This is a genomic window from Saccharothrix sp. ST-888 (assembly GCF_000955975.1).
GTDB lineage: Bacteria > Actinomycetota > Actinomycetes > Streptomycetales > Streptomycetaceae > Kitasatospora.
This window is the reverse complement of the sequence record NZ_JYJF01000117.1, coordinates 1-21,854: the sequence shown is the minus strand read 5'-3', so window position 1 is coordinate 21,854 and position 21,854 is coordinate 1. Positions and strand designations below refer to the sequence as shown.

At 73.2% G+C, this 21,854-nt stretch carries 16 protein-coding genes and 1 pseudogene; 9 read left to right on the top strand and 8 right to left on the bottom strand.

The features are described 5' to 3' along the window. The 5 genes from UK12_RS27800 to dnaK all read right to left on the bottom strand — a co-directional run. The coding region (locus UK12_RS27800; protein ID WP_045305927.1) for an ATP-dependent Clp protease ATP-binding subunit at positions 1 to 2,002 on the bottom strand (2,002 nt) is incomplete at its 3' end. Continuing rightward, positions 1,993 to 2,376, bottom strand: coding sequence for a chaperone modulator CbpM (locus UK12_RS27795; protein WP_082120005.1), 384 nt, complete (start codon positions 2,374 to 2,376; stop codon positions 1,993 to 1,995). The genes UK12_RS27795 and UK12_RS27800, both read right to left, overlap by 10 nt. Then, the gene (locus UK12_RS27790; protein WP_045305926.1) at positions 2,373 to 3,359 is read right to left on the bottom strand and encodes a DnaJ C-terminal domain-containing protein; all 987 of its coding nucleotides are present in this window, start codon (positions 3,357 to 3,359) and stop codon (positions 2,373 to 2,375) included. The genes UK12_RS27795 and UK12_RS27790 overlap by 4 nt, the downstream gene beginning before the upstream one ends. Positions 3,360 to 3,366: 7 nt before the next feature. After that, positions 3,367 to 3,891: a nucleotide exchange factor GrpE gene (locus tag UK12_RS27785; protein WP_045305925.1), complete on the bottom strand. Its 525-nt coding sequence runs from the start codon at positions 3,889 to 3,891 to the stop codon at positions 3,367 to 3,369. 9 nt (positions 3,892 to 3,900) lie between these two features. Then, the gene (gene dnaK, locus UK12_RS27780) at positions 3,901 to 5,805 is read right to left on the bottom strand and encodes a molecular chaperone DnaK (RefSeq protein WP_045305924.1); all 1,905 of its coding nucleotides are present in this window, start codon (positions 5,803 to 5,805) and stop codon (positions 3,901 to 3,903) included. Positions 5,806 to 6,141: 336 nt separating this feature from the next. Here dnaK and UK12_RS27775 point away from each other — a divergent pair, with 336 nt between their 5' ends. The 4 genes and pseudogenes from UK12_RS27775 to UK12_RS27760 all read left to right on the top strand — a co-directional run bounded on the left by UK12_RS27775 (position 6,142) and on the right by UK12_RS27760 (position 11,880). After that, positions 6,142 to 7,878, top strand: coding sequence for a PucR family transcriptional regulator (locus tag UK12_RS27775; RefSeq protein WP_045305923.1), 1,737 nt, complete (start codon positions 6,142 to 6,144; stop codon positions 7,876 to 7,878). A gap of 295 nt (positions 7,879 to 8,173) precedes the next feature. Then, positions 8,174 to 10,003, top strand: a complete 1,830-nt coding sequence (locus UK12_RS43615) for a methyltransferase (RefSeq protein WP_052682197.1) — start codon at positions 8,174 to 8,176, stop codon at positions 10,001 to 10,003. Further along, positions 9,984 to 11,147: pseudogene (locus UK12_RS45170) on the top strand (class I adenylate-forming enzyme family protein); the annotation flags it as partial. The gene UK12_RS43615 and the pseudogene UK12_RS45170, both read left to right, overlap by 20 nt. 199 nt (positions 11,148 to 11,346) lie before the next feature. Next, on the top strand, positions 11,347 to 11,880 hold the full coding sequence (locus tag UK12_RS27760) for an acyl-CoA dehydrogenase (protein ID WP_045305921.1): 534 nt from the start codon (positions 11,347 to 11,349) through the stop codon (positions 11,878 to 11,880). Between the two features lie 43 nt (positions 11,881 to 11,923). Here UK12_RS27760 and UK12_RS27755 read toward each other — a convergent pair whose 3' ends face one another. Continuing rightward, on the bottom strand, positions 11,924 to 12,883 hold the full coding sequence (locus UK12_RS27755) for an NAD-dependent epimerase/dehydratase family protein (RefSeq protein WP_045305920.1): 960 nt from the start codon (positions 12,881 to 12,883) through the stop codon (positions 11,924 to 11,926). Between the two features lie 169 nt (positions 12,884 to 13,052). On the opposite strand from UK12_RS27755, the gene UK12_RS27750 reads away from it, so the two are divergent. Together UK12_RS27750 and UK12_RS27745 are read left to right on the top strand one after the other, a co-directional pair. Continuing rightward, positions 13,053 to 13,760: a TetR/AcrR family transcriptional regulator gene (locus tag UK12_RS27750; protein ID WP_045305919.1), complete on the top strand. Its 708-nt coding sequence runs from the start codon at positions 13,053 to 13,055 to the stop codon at positions 13,758 to 13,760. Between the two features lie 154 nt (positions 13,761 to 13,914). After that, positions 13,915 to 14,838 (top strand): TIGR03620 family F420-dependent LLM class oxidoreductase, encoded by a 924-nt coding sequence (locus tag UK12_RS27745; RefSeq protein ID WP_045305918.1) that lies wholly within the window; start codon positions 13,915 to 13,917, stop codon positions 14,836 to 14,838. Between the two features lie 53 nt (positions 14,839 to 14,891). On the opposite strand, the gene UK12_RS27740 is transcribed toward UK12_RS27745, so the two are convergent. After that, positions 14,892 to 15,590: an alpha/beta fold hydrolase gene (locus UK12_RS27740; RefSeq protein WP_045305917.1), complete on the bottom strand. Its 699-nt coding sequence runs from the start codon at positions 15,588 to 15,590 to the stop codon at positions 14,892 to 14,894. A gap of 213 nt (positions 15,591 to 15,803) precedes the next feature. Here UK12_RS27740 and UK12_RS27735 point away from each other — a divergent pair, with 213 nt between their 5' ends. The 3 genes from UK12_RS27735 (at position 15,804) to UK12_RS27725 (ending at position 20,755) form a co-directional block, all read left to right on the top strand. After that, positions 15,804 to 17,381 (top strand): Na+/H+ antiporter, encoded by a 1,578-nt coding sequence (locus UK12_RS27735; RefSeq protein ID WP_045305916.1) that lies wholly within the window; start codon positions 15,804 to 15,806, stop codon positions 17,379 to 17,381. 255 nt (positions 17,382 to 17,636) lie between these two features. Continuing rightward, on the top strand, positions 17,637 to 19,583 hold the full coding sequence (locus UK12_RS27730; protein ID WP_045305915.1) for a LodA/GoxA family CTQ-dependent oxidase: 1,947 nt from the start codon (positions 17,637 to 17,639) through the stop codon (positions 19,581 to 19,583). Then, positions 19,583 to 20,755: a tryptophan 7-halogenase gene (locus tag UK12_RS27725; protein ID WP_045305914.1), complete on the top strand. Its 1,173-nt coding sequence runs from the start codon at positions 19,583 to 19,585 to the stop codon at positions 20,753 to 20,755. Before UK12_RS27730 ends, UK12_RS27725 begins: the two co-directional genes overlap by 1 nt. Before the next feature lie 196 nt (positions 20,756 to 20,951). On the opposite strand, the gene UK12_RS27720 is transcribed toward UK12_RS27725, so the two are convergent. Beyond that, positions 20,952 to 21,638, bottom strand: coding sequence for a ribonuclease H family protein (locus UK12_RS27720; RefSeq protein WP_197085219.1), 687 nt, complete (start codon positions 21,636 to 21,638; stop codon positions 20,952 to 20,954). Positions 21,639 to 21,854 lie beyond the last annotated feature (216 nt).

Below are 21,854 nucleotides of genomic sequence, written 5' to 3'. Positions count from 1 at the left end.
CGCCCTCCTCGTAGCCGACGTATCCGGGGGGTGCGCCGACCAGGCGGCTGACGGTGTGCTTCTCCTGGTACTCGCTCATGTCGAGGCGGATCATGTTGCTCTCGCTGTCGAACAGCGCGGCGGCGAGGGTCTTGGCGAGTTCGGTCTTGCCGACGCCGGTGGGGCCCAGGAAGATGAACGAGCCGATCGGCCGGCGCGGGTCGCGGACACCCGAGCGGGCCCGGATGACCGCGTCGGCGACCAGTCGGACGGCCTCGTCCTGGCCGATGACCCGCTCGCGCAGGATCTCGTCCAGGCGGAGCAGCTTCTGCCGTTCGCCCTCCTGGAGCCGGGTGACGGGGATGCCGGTCCAGGCCGAGACGATCTCGGCGATCTCGTCCGCCGTGACGACCTCGCGCAGCAGCCGGTTATCGCCCTGCTTGGCGGCGAGTTGCTCCTCCTCGGCGCCGAGTCGGCGCTCCAGTCCGCCGATGGTGCCGTAGCGCAGCTGGGCGGCGCGGTTGAGGTCGTAGGAGCGTTCGGCCTCCTCGGCCTGCTGCCGGGCGTGTTCGAGTTCCTGGCGCAGCTCCTGGACCCGGCGGATGGCCTGGCGTTCGGCGTCCCACTGGGCGTGTTTGGCGTCCGCCTCGCCGCGCAGGTCGGCGAGTTCGCGGCGGAGGTCCTCCAGCCGGGCGAGGCTGGCCGGGTCGGTCTCCTGGGCGAGGGCCGCCTCCTCGATCTCCAACCGGGTGGCCCGGCGGGTGAGTTCGTCGAGTTCGGCGGGCATCGAGTCGATCTCGGTGCGCAGCCGTGCGCAGGCTTCGTCCACCAGGTCGATGGCCTTGTCGGGCAGGAAGCGGTCGCTGATGTAGCGGTGGCTGAGGGTGGCGGCGGCGACCAGCGCGCCGTCCTGGATCTTGACGCCGTGGAAGACCTCCAGGCGCTCGCGCAGGCCGCGCAGGATGGAGATCGTGTCCTCGACGGTCGGCTCGTCCACCAGGACGGTCTGGAACCGGCGTTCGAGGGCCGCGTCGGACTCGACGTGCTTGCGGTACTCGTCCACGGTGGTGGCGCCGATCATGTGCAGCTCGCCGCGGGCCAGCATCGGTTTGAGCATGTTGCCCGCGTCCATGGCGCCCTCGGCCGCGCCCGCGCCGACCACGGTGTGCAGCTCGTCCACGAAGAGCAGGATCCGGCCCTCGGCTCCCTTGACCTCGGCCAGCACGGCCTTGAGGCGTTCCTCGAACTCGCCGCGGTACTTGGCGCCGGCCACCAGCGAGCCCATGTCGAGGGAGAAAACGGTCTTGTCCCGCAGCCCTTCGGGGACGTCGCCGCGCACGATCCGCTGGGCCAGGCCCTCGACGATCGCGGTCTTGCCGACACCGGGTTCGCCGATCAGCACGGGGTTGTTCTTGGTCTTGCGGCTGAGGATCTGGATCACCCGGCGGATCTCGGAGTCCCGGCCGATCACCGGGTCGAGGCGGCCGGTGCGGGCCTCCACCACCAGGTCGCGGCCGTACTTCTCCAGTGCCTCGTAGGCGGCCTCCGGGGTGGCGGAGGTGACCCGCTGGTTGCCGCGCACCCGGGTGAGGGCGGTCAGGAAGGCGTCCTTGGTGATCCCCTGCCCGGCCAGCCGGCGGCCGGCGGCGGTGGCCGGGCCCTCGTCCACCAGGGCGAGCACCAGGTGCTCGGTCGAGACGTACTCGTCCTTGAGCCGCCTGGCCTCCTGCTCCGCCGAGTTGAGGACCCGGGCGAGGCGCTGGGTGACCATCACCTGGCCGGGTGCGGCGCCCGGCCCGGTGGTGCGCGGGCGCGTGGCGAGGTCGGCCTCGACGGCCGTGCGCAGCGCGGCCGTGTCGGCACCGGCCTGGTCGAGCAGCCGGGCCGTCAGGCCGTCCTGCTGGTCGAGCAGCGCCAGCAGCAGGTGTTCGCCGTCGACCTCGTTCTGACCCAGGTGTACCGCGATGCTCTGGGCCTCCTGGAGGGCTTCCTGGGACTTCTGGGTGAGGCGGTTCATGTCCATGGGGTCGACTCCTTGGCGGCCTGCTCGCCGCGGCGCAGCGCGCTCTCCAGCCGGTCGATGCGGTCGAGCAGGTCGAGGACGAGTCCGATGGCGGCGTAGTTGAGGGACAGTCCGGTCCGCAGCCGCTGGACCCGGGCGATGACCTGCGGGGCCTCGGAGCGGAACCACAGCCGTCCGAGGCCGTCGCGTTCGGCGTCGACCAGCCCGAGGGCGACGAAGCGGCGGACCAGGTCGGGCCCCAGCCCGCTGCGGTGGGCGACGCCGTCCAGGGACAGCCGGTAGGGGCCGGCCCGGTGGATCAGCACCAGCGGGTAGCGGGCGCCGGCGGTGGAGGGCCCGGTGCCGTGGGCAAGAGGACGCTGCTGGGCGCTCATGTCTGCTTCCTCGGGTCTGTCTGCTTCCTCGGGTCGAAGGGCGAGACGGCGGCCAGTTCCTCGAACAGCTCGCGCTCACGCGGACTCGGCGAGGGCGGCACCATCACCCGGATCTCGGCGTAGAGGTCGCCCGGGGAGCCCTTGGGGTTGGGCATCCCCTCGCCGCGCAGCCGCAGCCGACGGCCGGTGGAGGTGCCCGGCGGGACGTGGACCTTGGCGGTGCCGCCCGGTCCGGTGACCGGGACGCTCGCCCCGAGCACGGCCTCCCAGGGGGTGACGGGCAGGTCGACGTGGACGTCGCGGCCCGCGAGGCGGTAGTGGGGGTGCGGGGCGATCCGGACCACCAGGTAGAGGTCACCGGCGGAGCCCGGACCACGGCCGCGGCCGCCCTCCCCGGCGAGCCGGATCCGCTGGCCGTCGACCACACCGGCCGGGACGTTCACGTCGTAGCCGCGCTCCCCGCCGGGCCCGCCGAGGGTGATCCTCCGTCGGCCGCCGCGGTGGGCCTCCTCCACGGTGAGCGTGAGTTCGGCCTCCTGGTCGGCGCCGGGGACCGCCCCGCCCCGGCCCGCCCGGCTCCCGAACATCCCGCCGAAGAGGTCCTCGAAGTCGACGCCGGAGGCGCCGAAGTCGCCTTCCGTCGTCCAGACCCGTCCGCCGCCCACGCCGGCCCCCCGGCGCCCGGCGAACGGATCGCTCCGGTGGGCACCCCCTCGGCCGAAGCCCTGGGCGGCGGCGACCCGTTCGTCGTAGTCCTCGGGTACCTGGCGGAAGTCACTGCCGAAGCGGTCGTAGCGCCTGCGGGTGTCGGGGTCGGAGAGCACGCCGTACGCCTCGTTGATCTCCTTGAAGCGCTCCTCGGCGGCGGGATCGCGGTTGACGTCCGGGTGGTGGCGACGGGCCAGGGTGCGGAACGCCTGCTGGATCTCGGCCGCGTCGGCGGTCCGCGGGACGCCCAGCACCTCGTAGTAGTCGCGTGCCATGGGGCTCTCACTCCTGCTTGCGGCTGACCGCCACCGCCGCCGGGCGCAGCTGGCGTCCGGGGGCTGCGCCGTAGCCGGGGCGCAGCACCCGGACGACGGTGCCCGGAGCGCTGTCCGGGTCGTCGACCACGGTGACCACGTCGTGCAGCGCCGGATCGAAGGGGACGCCGGTCTCCTCGTGGCGCGGGTAGCCGAGGCCCCTCAGCACCTCGACCGCCTGGTCCCGGACCGCCTGGACCCCCTGGACGATCGCCCCGGGGTCGGCACCCGCGTGGGCGAGGGCCAGTTCGAGGTTGTCGAGCACCGGGAGCCAGGCGGCGGCGACCCTGGCCCGCTCGGCCTCCAGTTCGCGGGGCCGTTCGCGGGCGTGGCGCTTGCGGAGGTTGTCCAGGTCGGCGAGGGCGCGTCGCCAGCGGTCCGTCAGCTCCTCGGCATCGGCGGCCGGCGGGCTCTGCGGTACGGGCGCCTCGGTGTTCGCGGGCTCCGGCGGCGGCGCGTCCTCGGGTGTGGGGGCCTGGTCGTGAACCGACATGACACCGCCTCAGTTCCGGTCGAAATCGGCGTCGATGACGTCGTCGTCGCCGCCCGAGGGCCCGCCGGACGGGCCTCCGCCCGGCTCCGTCCCCGGCTGGGTCCCGGGCCCGGCCGGTCCGGCGGAGCGGGCGGCGAGCGCGGCGAAGATCTGCTGGAGCTCGGAGCCGAGGCTGCGGGCGCGGTCCACCGGCGCCTCCTCCCGGACGGCGGTGCGGGCCTCCTCGATCAGCAGCTCGGCGCGGGCGCGCTCGTGCTGCGGGGCGGCGTCACCGAGCTCGCCCAGTCGCCGTTCGACCCGGTAGGCGGCCGCGTCCAGCTCGTTGCGGGCGTCCACCGCCTCGCGCAGCGCCTGGTCGGAGCTGCGGTTGCGCTCGGCCTCGGCGATCATCCGCTCGACCTCGGCCGGGTCGAGGTTGGAGCCCTCGCTGATGGTGATCGACTGTTCGGCGCCGGTGTCCTTGTCCTTGGCGCCGACCTTGAGGATGCCGTTGGCGTCGATGTCGAAGGTGACCTCGATCCGGGTCTGCCCGCGCGGCGCGGGCCTGAGGTTCTCCAGCCGGAAGCGGCCCAGCACCCGGTTGTCGGCGGCCAGTTCGCGTTCGCCCTGGAGCACCACGATGTCCACGGCCGGCTGGTTGTCCTCGGCCGTGGAGAAGGTCTCGGAGCGCCGGGCGGGGATGGTGGTGTTCCGTTCGATGATCCTGGTCATCACGCCGCCCGCGGTCTCCACGCCCAGCGAGAGCGGGGTGACGTCGAGCAGCAGCACGTCCTTGACCTCGCCCTTGAGCACCCCGGCCTGGACGGCGGCGCCCAACGCCACCACCTCGTCCGGATTGACGCTCATGTTGGGGTCCTTGCCGCCGGTCAGGCGCCGCACCAGTGCCTGCACCGCCGGGATCCGGGTGGAGCCGCCGACCAGGATGACCTCGTCGATATCGTTGTCGGTGACCTTCGCGTCGCCCATCGCCTGCTTCACCGGGCCCAGGCAGCGCTCGACCAGGTCGGCGGTGATCTGCTCGAAGGTGGACCGGCGGACGGTCTCGGTGAGGTGCTTGGGACCGGAGGCGTCCGCAGTGACGAACGGCAGGCTCACCTGGGTCTGGGTGACCGAACTCAGCTCGGTCTTGGCCTTCTCGGCCGCCTCGAACAGCCGCTGCAGGGCCTGCGGGTCCTTGCGGAGGTCGATGCCCTCGGTCTGCTGGAAGCCGTCCGCCAGGTGGTCGACCAGCCGGCGGTCGAAGTCGTCACCGCCCAGGTGCGAGTCGCCCGCCGTGGAGCGGACCTCCACCACGCCGTCGCCGACGTCCAGGATGCTGACGTCGAACGTACCGCCGCCGAGGTCGAAGACCAGGACGGTCTCGTGGCCCTTCTTGTCCAGCCCGTACGCCAGGGCCGCCGCGGTCGGCTCGTTGATGATCCGCAGCACCTCGAGGCCGGCGATCTTGCCCGCGTCCTTGGTCGCCTGCCGCTGCGCGTCGTTGAAGTACGCGGGCACCGTGACGACGGCCTCGGTCACCCGCTCGCCGAGCGACCTCCCGGCGTCCTCGGCGAGCTTGCGCAACACCTGCGCACTGATCTCCTCGGGCGCGTACTGCTTGCCCCGCACCTCGAAGCGGGCCACCCCGCCCGGACCCTCCACCACGTCGAAGGAGACAGCCTTGGCCTCGTCGGAGACCTCGTCGTAGCGACGGCCGATGAACCGCTTGGCGGAGGTGATGGTGCCCTTGGGGTTGAGAATCGCCTGCCGCCGGGCCAACTGGCCCACCAGCCGCTCACCGGTCTCGGAGAAGGCCACCACCGAGGGCGTGGTCCTGGCCCCCTCGGCGTTCGGGATCACGGCGGGCTCTCCGCCCTCCCAGACCGCGATGACCGAGTTGGTGGTACCCAGGTCGATACCGACTGCCTTCGCCATGAGAATCTCCTCCGTCGTGCCGCGGACCGGACGGCGCGGCCGCCGACACCACCCGCCCGCCCGGGCGCGCGACCTCCGCCCGGGCACACACCCGCTCGGGCCCACAGCCACACCTGCCGCAAGCCTCGCGCCGCGCCCCGCGCGACACCTCGCCCCGGCGGGACCAACCTGGAACGGTCCCCCGGTCCGCGAGGACGGGCAGGGCGGACGGGCAGCGCGACGGCGGCCTGCCGGTGAGGCCCCGCACCGGACGGCGTAGCGTGACAGTCGGGGGCGCGTGATGCTCGGGGCGCGTGACAGTCGGGGGCCGCTCGACGAGCCCCGGAGGGAGCTCCCATGAGCGCTGTCCCCTTCAGGACCGCGGCCTTCGCCCCGCACCCGACCGGGCTACCGGAGGCGGCCTTGCACACCCTGCTGCGCCGCACCACGGAGATGCTCGACGGCGCCGACGAGCGCGAGGTGCTGTGGGCCGCCCTGGACGCGATCGCCGCACTCGGCCCGTTCACGGCGGCAGCGGCCTACCTCCTGCACGACGGCCGGCCGCACCGGCGCCCGCCGCCGGGCGGGTCCGCCAACGGCGCACCGCCTTCGGAGCTCCCGGCGGTCGGCGCCCACCTGGACCGGCGGATCGCCGCCCTGCACGGCCGCAGCCGGCGCCTCGACCCCGCCGATCCCTGGCTGCGGGCCCTCGCGCTGCGCCACCACGGCCGCTGCCTCGGCTACCTCGTCGTCCGGGCCCGCACCGTGCCCACCGACGAGGAGATCGCCCTGGCCGACCTGCTCGCCCGGCAGGCCGCTGTCGCGCTGGCGAACCTCGCCCTGGCCCGCAGGGACCGCGCCCGCGCCGCGGAGCACGAGCGGCTGCGGAGCGCGGAGATCCGGCGCGCGGCCGACCTCGGCGCCACCGTCTCCGCCTTGGAGCGCGAGAGTGCCTACCACGAGGCGCTCTCCCGGGCGGCGGCCTCCGGCCGGGGCGAGGAGGACATCGTCCAGACGCTCCACGAACACACCGGTCTCCCGGCGCTGACCGAGGACCGCTTCGGCAACCTGCGGGTCTGGGCCGGCCCCGGCCAGCCCCCGGACCGCCCCCGGTCCGATTCCGGCCCCCGGAACGAGCTGTTGCACCGCGCCCGGCAGCAGCCCGGCGCCGCCCGCGAACGGGACCGGCTGGTCGCCCCCATCGCGATGGGCGACGACCTGCTCGGCCTGGTCGCCCTGGTCGACCCGGACCGGCGCGCGGACCGGACGGACACCTCGGCCCTCGAACGGACCGGCCTCGTCCTGGCACCGGTCCTCGCCCACCAGCAGAAACTCGCCGAGCTGGAGCCGCAGCTGCGCCGCGACCTCGTCGAGAAGCTGATCTCGGGCCAGGCCACCGAGGACGCCTTCACCCACGCCGCCGCCTTCGGCCACGACCTGCACCGGCCGCACCGCGTCGCCGTGCTCCAGTGGCCGGGACCGGCCGGCCAGGCGGCCCTCGGACACGCCGTCACCCGGGCAGCCGGGCAGCTGCGGCTGGACGTGCTCGTCGGCTCCCGCCGGGACACCACGATCGCGCTGGTGGCGGGCCTGGACTCCGGAGCCGCCCTGTACCGAGCCGTCTCCGAGGAACTCGGCAGCGCGGCCGGGGCCGTCGGAGTGGGTGGCCGCTGCGACTGCCCCGCCGACCTCCCGCACTCCTACGACGAGGCCACCCGTGCCCTGACCGTCCGCCGCAGATCCCAGGACCCGCACGGCAGCACCGACTTCGAGGAGCTCGGCCTCTACCGCATGATGGGCACCGGTGACGGTGAACGGGAAGCCGACCGCTTCGTCGGGGAGTGGCTCGGCGCCCTGCTGGACTACGACGCCCGCCACCACACCGAGTTGGTCACCACGCTCTCCCACTACCTCGAGAGCGGCGGCAGCTACGACGCGGCCTCCGAGACCCTCCGCATCCACCGGAGCACCCTGCGGTACCGCCTCCAGCGCATCCGCGAGATCACCGGCCACGACCTCGGCGATGCCGGGACCCGCCTCAACCTCCATGTCGCCACCCGCATCCGCAACGTCCTCGACCAACAGCCGGGTTGAGCCCGGCCCGGAGACGGTCCGCCGGGAGCTCCGCCCGCACTGCTGACCGGGTGCCAGTTCCCATCGGGTGGCATCGGTGGCACGCACACGAGCGCGAACCGCGCTCACCCGCAACCGACTTCATCGAACAGGCACGAACGGATCGGAGGCGGGCTAGCCTTGACCACGAACGCCCGCGGCGGATCAGCGGGTTGGTTCCGGCGGAGTGGCACAGCCCGATCGGGCCCACGCTGCCGGGTCACGGCCCGGATCAGGGGAAGTCCTCGTTCTGCCGCCCGATCGGAGGAGTCAGCACGTGAATGTCTGGCACACGAGCGAGGCTCGGCTCCACCCGGCGGATCACGAACTGATCGGCAGGGCCGTCGGCTTCATCCGCAACAACGGCATCGGGTCGGTGCTCGCGGAACTGCTGCCCGAGCTCACCCCGCAGGAGCGGCGGTCCCTGCGGTCGCACTGCTCGCTGGCCCACGTGGCCGTCCTGGTGTTCCCGCCCTCGCTCGCCGAACTCCGCCACGACCTCGGCACGCTCGGTCTGACAGCCCGCGAGCCGGTGCCGAGCACCGTGGTCCGTGATCGCCTGACCCGTCGTCACGGTCTGCCCGACGGCGCCCTGGACGTCGCCATCCTGCGCGCTCCGGTGCCCGGGGCGGACGGCGGCCGACCCGAGATCGAGGTGTTCGCCCTGGTCGTACCGCCGGGTTCGGAGCTCCGGGAGATCGTCGCCCGCGAGCGCAGCGAGCGCCATGAGTCCCACCTGGCGCTGGAGGTCGACGCTCCGGACAGCGTGGTCCTGACCGGCCTGCGCTCCGTACTGACCGGCCGGGGCGGCCTGGCCGCCGACGGCGGGGGCCACAACCCCCATGAGGACGGCACCGTCCTGTACTTCCGCAACACCGGCGGCAACCCGGCTGCCACGAACGGCACAACGGACGGCGCATCGGACCGCCACTGGCTCCGGCGCCTGGAACTCCACGCCCGGGGCCACCACCCCGCTGTGCTCGCCGAGCACGGCACCCACCGGCCGCAGGACCAGCCGAAGGACCTGCCGCAGGACCCGGCCAGGCACCTGCTGGAGCTGATGACGGGTGCCTGGACCACCCAGGCGATCGCGGTGGCAGCGGAGTTGGAGCTGGCCGAGCACCTGCCGGCACCGGGGCGTGAACCCGCCGCCGCCGTTCCCCCGGTCGAGGTGCTGGCGGACCGCACCGGGACCGATCCGCAGAGCCTGCGGCGCCTGCTGCGCTACCTCGAATCCCTGGGCCTCCTCACCCGGGCCGGGGAATCCTTCGCGCTGACCGAGCCGGGCCGGCTGCTCCGGCGCGACGTCCACCACTCGCTCCGCCCGCTGGCCCTGCTCTACGGGGGGCCGTTCTACCGGTCCTTCGGCGAGCTGGGCCACTCCGTGCGCACCGGACAGGAGGCGTTCCAACACCTCTTCGGGAAGGGCCACTTCGACCACTTCGCCGACCACCCCGAACTGGCGGAGCTCTTCGACCGCGCGATGGCCGCCGGCGCACCGATGTTCGAGCCGGTGGCCGAGTGCGCCGACTTCTCGACGGCCGAGCTGGTGGTGGACGTCGGCGGCGGCAACGGCGAACTGCTCGGCCGGATCCTCCGCCGGGCCCCGCACCTGCGCGGTGTGCTGTTCGAGCGCGCCCACGTGGTGGACGCCGCCCGCCGCAAGCTGGCCGAGGCCGGGTGCGCCGACCGGTGCGAGTTCGTGGTCGGGGACTTCACCCGTACCGTCCCCGAGGGCGGGGACGTCTACCTGCTCTCCCGGGTCCTGCACGACTGGGACGACGAACAGAGCCTGGCGATCCTGCGGCAGTGCGCGCGGGCCATGCCCGACCACGCCGGACTGCTGATCGTGGAACGCCTGCTGCCGGAGGACGGCGCACCGTCGCTGGCCGTGGCCTGGGACCTGCACATGCTCTGCAACGTCGGGGGCCGGGAGCGGACCGCCGGGCACTACCGCAGGCTGCTGGCCGAGGCCGGGTTCGAACTGCTCACGGTCTCGGACCTGCCGCTGGACGGCAGCCTGCTCCGCGCCCGTAAGAGCCCGCGCGGGGCGGACACCGGCGCGGAGCCAATCCCGGGGGGCACGGATGGCTGTCTCCGTCCATGACTATCTGACGGACCATCAAGACAGCTGCCCTGCCGGGCTATTGCGCACCCTGCCCGAGCTCTTCGCGGCGGCCGTCGAAGCCTTCGGTGACGCCCCCGCCGTCCTCGACGCGACCGGGGCGCGGTCCTGGTCGCAGTGGCAGCGCGACTCCGAGGCACTCGCCCGGGGCCTCCAGGACCTCGGGACGGGTGCCGGCGACGTGGTCGCCGTCCAGTTGCCGAACTCGTGGGAGTTCCTGGTCGCCCATGTGGCCGTCGCCGGGATCGGCGCGGTGCTGCTGCCCCTGCACCTGGCCCACGGCGAACGGGAGGTGCGCTCCCTCCTGGAGCGGGCCCGGGCGCACACACTGATCCGGCCCGCCCGGTACCGCGGCGCGGACGGGGAGACGCTCGGACGACGGCTGCTGGTCGACCTCGACCCGCTCGAACACGTCCTGCTCGTCGGGGACGAGGCAACCACGCCGACCCCGGCGGACGTTGTCGCGGCGCCCCGTACCGAGCCGGGCGGTGTCCGCTCGTTCGCGGAGCTCGTCCGCGACCGCCGGGGCGCCCGGCCTCAGCCGGTACGGGTGACGCCTGACATGCCGTTCGTCGTGGTGCCGTCCTCCGGCACCACGACCAGCCGCCCGAAGATCTGCATCCACTCGCACGGCGGCCTGCTGTCCAACGCTGCGGCCGTCGCCCGGGACGGCCGACTGCCCGGTGGCGACACCCTGGTGAGCGCCGGCCCGTTCACCCACCTCTTCGGTCTGCTGTCGGTGCACCTGTGCCTGCTGACCGGCAGTCGGCAGGCCCTGCTCCCCCGCTGGGACGCCGACGGCCTCCGGGAGCTCGCCGGGCGCACCGGCGCTACCGTGCTGTTCGCGGTCCCGGCCCAACTGCGCGACCTGGTGGAACGGTTCGGGCCGGGCGCCCCGTTCCGGCTGCGCGAGGTGCGCACCGGCGGCGCGGCGGTACCGGGCTCCCTGGTGACCGCCCTGCGCCGGCTCGTCGGCGCGAGGACCGTCGTCCAGTGGGGCATGTCCGAGCTGGGGGCCGGCACCGTCACCGCTCCCGACGACCCGCCCGAGCTCGCGGCCCGGAGCATCGGGCGGCCGCTGACCACCGGCAGCGCGCGGATCGTCGACCGGAACGGTGTCCCGTGCCCACCCCACGAGACCGGTGAACTCCAGTACCGGGGACCGCACATGTTCCGCGGCTACCTGGGCGACCCCGAGCTGACCCGCGCCGCGTTCACCACCGACGGCTGGCTGCGCACCGGCGACCTGGCCTCCCGCGACGAGGACGGCACGATCGCCTACCGGGGGCGTGACGCGGAGCTGATCAACGTCGGCGGCCTGGTCGATGGCCACCGGCGCCGACTACCTGCCACCGGAGAGCCCGCCGCGCCCCGGCACCGACTCCCAGCACTTCCCCGACTGGTGCGGTCTGTTCCGCACCAGGGAGCGGATGCTGCACGACCGGCTCACCGCCGGGCTGCGGGCCGCCGAGGCGGTTGGCACCGACCGCTTCACGGCCTGGAACGACCTGACCGACCTGGCACAGCAGCTCGCCGAAGCCCACGCCGCCCGCACCACGGCCGAGATCCTCCGGGAGCAGTGGCGGCCGGACCACCCGTCCGGAGAGGCACCCGTGCTCCGGGACCTGTACCGGCTCAGCTGCCTGGAGGAGATCTCGGCCCACGCGGCCTGGTATCTCGCCCATGGGCTGCTGACCCCGGCCGAGGTGCTCGCCCTCCCCGACCGGCTCAACGAGACCTGTCGGCGCCTGCTGCCGCAGGTGGAGGAGCTGACCGACCTCCTGGACGTCCCCCGGGCAGTCCTGCGCGGCCCGCTGGCCGACGTCGACTACGTCCGGGAGCTGGCACCCGGCCCCTGAACCGGGCACCCGTCGAGGATCGCTGAGCTCGGGTGCGGCGTGCTCAGGCGGCCGCCCGGGCGGCGAGCCACTCCCGGTACCAGGCGACGGTGTCGTCGAGGGTCCGCTCCAGCGGGACCGGGGCGAGGCCGAGGACGCGCTGGATGTCGGCGCTGTCCATCACCTGGGACTCGGTGTACTGGTAGAACATCTCCGCGAACTCGCGCATGAAGACCTCGTCGAACGGGCCGAAGGGCCGGGCCTCGTCCAGCACGACCACCGTGAGCGGGGTACCGACCCGGTCGGCGATCAGCGCGTGGATCTCCCGGGTGGTGCGGGCGGGGGCGGTGGGGAGGTGCCAGACCCGGCCGTCCGCCTCGGGGTGCTCGCCGAGCGTGGCGAGACCGGCGGCCACGTCGCGGATGTCGGTGTAGCTGTGCGGCAGGTCCAGGTCGCCCAGGCCCAGCACCTCGCCGCCGGTCAGCGCCCCGGGGAAGACCGCACCGCCGAGGGTGGAGTTGACCACACCGGGGCCGACGAAGTCCGCCGAGCGCCCCAGGACCACCCCGGCCCGGCCCGCGCGGTGCGCGTCGAGGTAGATCGCGTCCAGCTCGGCGCGCATCCGGCCCTTGCGGCCGGTGGCGTTCCAGGCCGTCTGCTCCGTCATCGGAACCCCGCCGGTCGGACCGTACGGGTAGAGGGTGTCGAGGACGACCAGCCGGGCGCCGGCGGCCTCGACGGCCGCCAGGACGGCGCGCTGGATCTTCGGCATCACCTCGACCTGCAGGTGGTAGGCGACGTTGACGCAGTGGTACACCACGGCCGCGCCTTCGACGGCGGCGAGCGCCCCCTGGGCGGTGCTCACATCGGCCGCCCGGCGCTCCACCCCGTCGGGCGCGGGCCCGTCGCCCGCCCGGTCCACCAGGCGCACCGCGTGGCCGCGTCGCGCCAGCTCCCCGGACAGGGTGCTTCCGGCCGGCCCGGCCCCGAGTACGACGTGCAGCTGCTGCTGGGTTCCGCTCATGTCCGTCTCCCGATGTCTCGTCCCGCACGGCCGCCGGGCCTGCGAGTGATGCTCAATCGCTTGTGTTAGAGACTATAACTGTTGCGAGATGTCATCGCAACAGGAAGACGGAACAGCGAGCTGACTGGCCATTGCTAAGGTGAGTGGCAGTAACGGAGAGAGGGACACCGTGGACGCCGTACCCCCGACCAGCCCGCGCTCGCGCTACCGGGAGCAGACCCGCAACGAGATCAAGCAGGCCGCACTGCGCCAGCTCGCCGACAGCGGAGCCTCCGGCCTCGCCCTGGTGAAGATCGCCAAAGAGCTGGGGATGTCCGGGCCGGCGCTCTACCGCTACTTCGCCAGCCGCGACGACCTGCTCGGCGCACTGATCACCGACGCGTACGAGGACATCGCCACCGCGCTCACCGCCGTCGACCTCACCGGCAGCCCGCGCGCCGCCCTGCACCTGCTGGCCGAGACCTACCGCGCATGGGCCGTCACCCAGCCCCACCGCTACCTGCTGATCGAGGGCACCCCGGTGCCCGGCTACACCGCTCCCCCGCAGACCCTGGAGCACGCCCGCGCCGCCCTCGGCCCGTTCCTCACCGTCTTCGCCACCGGCCGCCCGACCCCGCCGGTGGGCCCCGTGATCGCCGAGATGCGCAGCTGGGCCGAGCGTGACGCCCCGGTCGCCGCCTGGGTCGCCGGCCACCTGCCGGCGGCGGACCTTGCCGCTGCGGGCACCGCACTGGCCGGCGCCGTCCTCGCCTGGTCACAGCTGCACGGCACCGTCAGCCTCGAAGTCTCCGGCCAGTACACCGGGATGGGGCACTCCGCGGCCACGCTGCTGACCGCCCAGACCGATCTCCTCGCCGACGCCTTCGGCCTCCACTGACCGCCCGCTCACCCCGGACCGTACGGCCACCGTCCGAACCCGGGGTGCGCCCTCAGGGCGCAGCGGTCATCGTGGAATGACCCCGCCCGGTCCTGCTGCTCCCGGTCTTACCGCCGGGTCGCCGGACACGACGAGGACAGCGAGGAGCGCAGCCATGGCCGACCGCACCGCACCCCCGCCGGTGGACCTGCCCGCCCTGAAACAGCGTCTGGGCCGCACGGGCGTCTGGCTCGCGTCGCTCTCCACGGTGTCCGCGGACGAGGAACGGCGCGCCGTCACGGCCATCGAGGAACTCGGTTACGGGACACTGTGGTTCGGCGAGGTCCCCGCCGGCAAGGAGTCACTGGCCCATGCGGCCGTCCTGCTGTCCGCGAGCCGCCACCTGATGATCGCCACCGGTATCGCCAGCATCTACGGCCGCGACGCGACCGCCGCGGCCAACGGCGCCAACACACTCTCCGAGGCGTGGCAGAACCGTTTCGTCCTGGGCCTCGGCGTCAGCCACCTACCGCTGGTGAGCAGCCGCGGACACGACTACGGCAAGCCGGTGGCCACCATGCGGGCCTATCTCGACGCCATGGACGCCACACCCTTCGCGGCACCGCTGCCCGGGCGGGTGCCGCGGGTGCTCGCCGCGCTGCGCCCGAAGATGCTGGAGCTCGCCGCGACTCGGGCCCAGGGGGCCCACCCCTACTTCGTCACGCCCGAACACACCCGCAGGGCCCGGGAGGTGCTCGGTCCCGGCCCGCTGCTCGCACCCGAGCAGGCCGTGGTGGTCGACACCGACCCCGAGCGGGCGCGGGCCACCGCCCGCGAGTACGCAGCGGTCTACCTGGCCCTGCCCAACTACCTGGGCAACCTGCGCGAACTGGGCTACTCCGACTCCGACTTCGACAGCGGAGGCAGCGACGCACTCATCGACGCGGTCGTCCCCTGGGGCGACCCACAGACGCTGGGCGAGCACATCCGGGCGCACTACCGGGCCGGTGCCGACCATGTCGCCGTACAGCCCATCGCGCAGACACTCGACCGCCAGCTGGAAGACCTGCGCCGGCTGGCCCCCGCCCTGACCCACTGACCGGTCGCCCGGCAGCACCGCACCCGCCACAACTCACAGCACGCAGAACCCGGTCACCCCCGGGCCGCGTCGAGGAGTGTCCGCGCCAGCTCACGCGGCCGGGAGAACATCGGCCAGTGGCCGGTGTCCAGTTCGACCAGCCGCCAGTGCTCACTGTTCAGCAACTCGGCCACGTCGTCGTTCGGTTCGGCGCCGTCGAGCAGGCACTTGACGTACGTGGCCGGAAGCCCGTCGAGCGGCCGCGCCAGCACCGCGGGCTCGGTCAGGGTGGCGCCCGGGTGCGGTGTCGAACTGCCCACGATCCGGGCGATCTGTCCGTCGGTGAGCCCCTGGCCGACGTAGTCGGCCGCGGTCAGCGGCGCCCAGAACCCTCCGTTCGCGGCGATCGACGCCTCCACCGTCGCCCGGCCGTCCGGCCGGCCCGACACGAACGACTCGCCGTCGGCCGGGACGTTGGAGTCGACGAAGACCACCCGGGCCAGCCGGTCGCCGATCCGCTCGGCGGCCTGACCGACCGGGATGCCCGAATAGCTGTGCCCGACCAGGACGACGCCACGCAGATCGAGGCGTTCGACCTCCCCGACGATGTCGTCCACATGGGTCTGCTGCCCGGCCGGCACACCCTGTCGGTCGGCGAGGCCGGACAGCGTCAACGGATGGACGTTGTGGCCGGCCGCACGCAACTCCGGCACCACCTCGTCCCACGCCCACGATCCGAGCCACGCACCCGCAACCAGTACGAATTCCGTCATGGCGGCAAGATGGCGGAGCGGTCCGACAACCGCCCCGGAACCACCTCCGGTACCAACGCGAGCCGGCCTCGGCCACGAGCCGAGGAGCACTGGCACGACGGCGCGGCCTTCGCAGATACGAGGTTCCCGCGCACGCAGCCCGCAGACTCCGACGTAAGCCCTGTGGACGCCGGGCCGGCCCCGGCCCGTCCCACCAGCCCCAGGAGAGCCGCCATGCTCGGTCTCGAACTCGTCGTGCTGCTCTGCATCGCAGTGCTGTTGAGCACGACCGGGGCCGAGCACGCCCGGATCGCGCCGCCGGTCCTGCTGCTCGTCGCCGGCGTCCTGCTCGGGTTCATCCCGGCACTGCGGGAGGTGCAACTGCCGCCGGAGGTGGTGCTGCTGCTGTTCCTGCCGGTGCTGCTGTACTGGGAGAGCCTGACCACCTCCCTGCGGGAGATCCGCTTCAACCTGCGCGGCATCGTCCTGCTGAGCACCGTGCTGGTCATCACCACGGCCGCCGCCGCTGCCGCCACCGCGCACGCCCTGGGGCTGCCCAACGGGCCGGCCTGGGTCCTGGGCGCCACCGTCGCACCGACCGACGTGACGGCGGTGGGCGTGGTCGCCCGGCTGCTGCCCCGCCGCAACCTCACCGTCCTGCGCGCCGAGAGCCTGATCAACGACGGCACCGCCCTGGTCATCTACGGCCTCGCCGTCGGCATCACGGTCGGCCAGCAGCACCTCGGCACCCTGCACGTCAGCCGGCTTTTCGTGGTCGCCTACGCCGGCGGCGCGCTGATCGGGACGGTCACCGCGTACGGGGCGCTGTGGGTGCGCCGCCGCCAGGCGGACCCGCTGCAAGGGCAGGTGACGATGCTTCTGACCCCCTTCACCGCGTTCCTGACCGCCGCGACGATCGGGGCGTCCGGTGTGGTCGCCGTCGTGGTGTGCGGGCTGATCGTGAGCCAGGCCAGCCCACGGATGGTGCGCGCCGACATGCGCCTGCAGGCGCAGGCGTTCTGGACGGTGGCCACCTTTCTGCTCAACGGCGCCCTGTTCGTCCTGGTGGGCCTGGAACTCCAGTCGGCCGTCCGCGGCCTCACCAGCACCGCCCTGCCGCGCGCCCTGACCACGGTCGTCGTCGTCACGGCGGTACTGGTCGGTGTGCGCTTCGCCTTCCTGTTCGCCAGCGCCTACCTGATCCGTGCGCTCGACCGCCGTCCCCAGCAGCGGCTGCGGCGCTACAGCAACCGCGCCCGCGTCGTCAGCGGGCTCTGCGGCTTCCGCGGCGTCGTCTCCCTGGCCGCAGCCCTCGCCGTGCCCCGCCGGCTCCACTCGGGTGCGCCGTTCCCCGACCGCGACATGATCGTCTTCGTGACCGGCGGGGTCATCGCCCTCACCCTGCTGCAAGGGCTCGTGCTGCCCGCCGTGGTCCGCTGGGCCCGACTGCCGCACGACACCGCCCTCCGGGACGAGCGCCGACTCGCCGACACCCTCGCCACCGAGGAGGCCCTCAGGGCCCTGCCGCAGGTCGCCGCCGACCTCGGCACCAGCCCCGAAGTCGTCGACGACCTGCGCCTCGAGTACGAGAAACACCTCATGACCGTCCGCGCCCGCGGCACCGACGACCACCCGGCCGTGCGGTACGAGCAGGACTACACCACCCTCCGCCTCGCCCTCATCGCCCACAAACGGGCCGCCGTCGTCAGACTCCGCGACGAGCACCGCATCGACGACACCGTGCTGCGCCAGGTACAGGAGCGGCTCGACATCGAGGAGGTACGCCTGACCCAGCGCGGCGCCGTCGACTGACCCGGCGCCGCCCGTTCGCGTTCAGCGTGTCCCGCCGGACAGCCGGACCGGGCATCGCACGATCGAGTTCGGCGGCGGAGCGGCGAGGGGTTTCCGGCTGTGCCCATACGATTTCACGTGGACCCGATTCCTGTTCACTCCTCCGAGTGACTGTTCGTGTCCATTTGATCCGATACGACCCGGCTCGCCATATTCTTCCGCTGACGAACTTCTTGTCGGCACCCACGCCGCAGGTCCCCGGAGGAGTCGAATCACATGTTGGACGAAATCGTCCGTGCCGCAATCCACCCCGCGATCGGGATCGCCCGGGTCGGAAACTCGCCCGAGGAATACTTCCTCGCACCGGAGGTGCCCGATCCCGAGCCACGGGATCCCGGCTTCTACAAGGACTCGACCGGCGCGGTCAAGCGGGAGGCGGCCCGCTTCCGGGTCTACGGCTACAACGCGCAGGGCAAAGTGGTGGCCGAGCTGACGGCGGAGAACGCCGACCTCCGGTGGAGCGCGCACCTGGCGAACAAGAAGTCCGCCTGGTACCAGTTCCAGCTCGCGCTGGACATTCCCGACTCCGCCCTCGCCAAGCCCTCCGAACTGCGGAACAAGGACATCGTCGGTGACCGCCGCAAGGAATTGGTCATCGATGCCGGGGAGATCGCCATCTCCGGGCGGAACATCTCCGGCCCCGATTTCCATTTCCGTCGCGGCACCTTCATGAAGAAGGAGGTCTATCTCGGCGAGTTGCGCACCGACGAGGCCGGGAATCTGCTGGTTTTCGGCGGATTCGGCCAGTCGGCCTCCTTCGACGGCAGGCCGGCGAACACCTTCGCCAACAACGACGGCTGGCACGACGACATCGCCGACGGGCCGGTCACCGCGAGCGTCACCGTCGGCGGCCGCGAGCTGCCGGTGGACCCGGCCTGGGTGCTGGTCGGCCCGCCGAACTACGCGCCGGCGCTGAAGGGCATCCGCACCCTGTACGACCTGCTGTACGACGTGTTCGTCAGCAACGGTTCACTGCCGTTCCCGGAGAAGGTCTCCTTCGCCCGGCACATCGCGCCGGTACTGCAGCGCTTCTGTGACCACCAGTGGGTCAACCAGGGCTTCGCCGGGTACTACGGGCACAACGGCCTCGGCCACTTCGCGACCCCGGAGATGCTCGCCCGGCTCAGCAGCACCGCCACCACCCGCCGGGCCCTGCGCCGTCAGGTCTTCAACGCCCTGCGCGACTTCGGACGGGACGGCGGCTCGCCCGTGCCGTGGCCCTGGCTGTACGGCGACGGCATGGCCATCCCGCCCCGCACCGCGCTCCAGTACATGGCGCTCTCCCCGACCCAGTACCGGATGTTCCAGTACTGGGCCGACGGGGAGTTCACGGACGACTGGTCCCAGTCCCTCGCCATCCCGGTGCCCCGGGACCTCGACGCCGTGCCGCTCGGCGGGCGGCCGGACGCGCTCGACCGCGCCGCGCTGGACTTCTGCCTGGCCGACGCCTTCCACCCGGGCTGCGAGGTCACCTGGCCGATCCGCCACCCGTCGATGTACCGGGCGCCGTTCCGGATCCGCCACCGTCCGTCCGACCAGCCCGAGCCGTCGTACGGGCCCCAGCTCACCTCCGAGACGGCGCTGTCCGTCAACGGCCCGCTGTACGCCCAGGGCCCCGGCGACCTCAGCCGCTGGATGGCCGTGCCCTGGCAGACCGACACCGCCAGCTGCCGCTCCGGCTACGAACTCGCGCTCAGCCCGCGCTACGACCCGTACCTGCCGAGTTTCTGGCCCGCCCGGGTGCCCAACCACGTGCTCACCGAGGACGACTACCGCGTGGTCGTGGACGAGAGCCGGCCGCTGGCGGAGCGCACCGAGGCCTTCGAGCGGCGGGCCGTCTGGCTGCGCGGACTCCGGGGACAGAACACCCAACAGCTCAACCAGATGATCGACGACTGGTTCCGGCTCGGCATCGTCGAAGTACGCGACGGCGCCAGGGACTTCCCCGACCGGATCCAGGTGGAGTCGCAGCCGTCGATCGACCTGACCGGCGTGCCGCTCACCCAGAACCTGGTGACCCTGCACGTGCCGCAGGCCGCCGCCGCCGACCCTGCGGTCGCCGCCGCGGCCGTCGACCAGGCGATCGCCGTCAGCGGCTACACCGCCGAAGAGGTGACGGCCGGCTTCATCGACAAGGTCTCGCCGTTCCGCGACAACGTCTGATGGCCGCGCGACCGGCCGGCCGCCGCACCGACGAGGGCGGGAGCTTCGACGTACTCGTGGTGGGCGGCGGGCCGGCCGGGTCGGCCGCCGCGCTGACCCTGGCCCGCGCCGGTCGCTCCGTCCTGCTCGCCGACGCCGGCACCGGCCCGCCGAAGATCGGTGAGTCACTACCCTCGGCGGCCCGCGTCCTGCTGCGCGACCTCGGCGCCGGCGACCGGCCGGTGAGCGACGGACATCTGCCCTGCTACGCCAACCTGTCGTCCTGGGGCTCGCCCGCGCTGGACCGGCTCGACTTCATCCGCGATCCCAACGGTCCTGGCTGGCATCTGGACCGGCGCAGGTTCGACCGGGTACTGCGCGAGGAGGCCCGCGCGGCCGGGGCCGAGATGGCGGAGCGCACCTCCGTCCGCCGGGTGGCCCGCCGCCCGGAGGGCGGCTGGACGGTCACGCTGCGGGGTGCGCCATCGGTGCGGGGCCGGGTGGCGGGGCCGGCGGCCGAGCGGGTGGTGCGGTGCGCGTGGCTGGTGGACGCCAGCGGACGCGGCCGGGCGATCGCCGCACCCCGCCGGGCCGGCCACCGGCGTACCGACCGGCTGGTCGCCAGCTGCCTGGAACTGGCACCCGCCACCGGCCGGCCGGGCGAACAGTCGTCACTGGTCGAGGCCACCGAGGACGGCTGGTGGTACACCACCCTCCTGCCCGAGGGCCGACGGCTGGTGGCCTACTTCACCGACGCCGACCTCGCTCCACCGGCGCCACGCGACGCCGCCGATTTCACCCGGCTGCTGGCCCGGACCAGCCACATCGCGCCCCGGGCCGAGGCCCATCCGCTGCCCGCACAGGCCCGGACCCGTCGGGCCCCGGCGCACTCGGCGCACCTCGACTCGCCCGTCGGCGAGGGCTGGATCGCCGTCGGGGACGCCGCCACCGCCTTCGACCCGATCTCCTCGCAAGGCATCCTCACGGCCCTCTACACCGGCATGGCGGGCGCCCGCGCCCTGAACCGGCACCTGGCGGGCGACGACGGTGCCCTGTCCTCCTACCGCACCGACGTAGCGGCCCTGCTCGCGGCGTACCGGCGCAATCACCTTGCGGTGTACGCGCTGGAGCAGCGCTGGTACGACCACCCCTTCTGGCAGCGCCGCCACCCGACCCTCACGGCAACGGAATGACCGCCCGTCACGACCGCGGAACATCACCACACTCAACGCCTGACCCACCCCGGATGCCCGGGAGCATACGGCCGAGGGCGCTCGGCATGGCGTGCGATCCGTCGGGGCGGATCACCGTACGACGACGGTGGCCCGGCAGGTGCCGGGCCACCGTCGCGCGGTGCCCGCTCTTCACTCTCAGGTCTGCGCGTCCGCCTCAGGTCTGCGCGTCCGCGCACTGAGGATGTCCCCAGCTCTGGCCGACCTTCGTGATCTTGTCGCCCTTGGCGTAGGGACGGGCACACGGGCAGGTTCCGGGGAACCGTGCGGACAGCGTCCGCGAGCCGCCCGAGGAACTCCGCTTCCGCGCGGGCGAGGCCGCGGGGCGGTCGCCGCGCGCCGGGGAGGCCCGGACCGGGTCGGGTACGGGCAGGTCGGCCGCGGTGCCGCCGGCGGCCTGCTGGGTGCGGGCGGCGTCGCTGGCGGCCTTGTCGGCGATCGCGTTCAGCGGATCGCCGTTCACCTGGTGGGCCGGGACATACACGAAGGTGACGTCCCTCCCCTCCAGGAGGGCGTCGATGCGCTGGATCAGCTCGCGGTTGGCCACCGGCTTACCGGCGGCGGTCTTCCAGCCGTTGCGCTTCCACCCCTTCAGCCACTTCGTCACCGCGTCGCGGGTGTAGGTGCTGTCGAGGCGGACCTCCAGAGCAGTGGTGTGGTCCGTCGCGGCCAGCAACTGCTCCAGCGCGGTCAGCTCGCCGACATTGTTGGTGCTGTGCCCGAGCGGACCGGCCTGCCAGCGCTGCGGAGCCCCGGTGCCGTCCGCGACCACGAAGGCCCAGGCTGCCGGCCCGGGATTCCCTTTTGCTGCTCCGTCACACGCCGCGACGATTCTCTCGACCATGCCCTCGATGATGCCAGGCCGCCATCCGTGCCGGGTGCGGCAGGTCGTCCGCTCACGGAAGGACGGGACCGGCCGGCACCGCCGCGTCACTGCCGACACCGCCGTGCAGCCCGGTGCCGGGCCGGACCCGGCAACAGTCGGCCCCGGCGACCGCGCGATGGCCGGGGCCGACTGCTTTCCGAATTCCGACTGCTCGGTGCGCCGGGCGGGGAACCG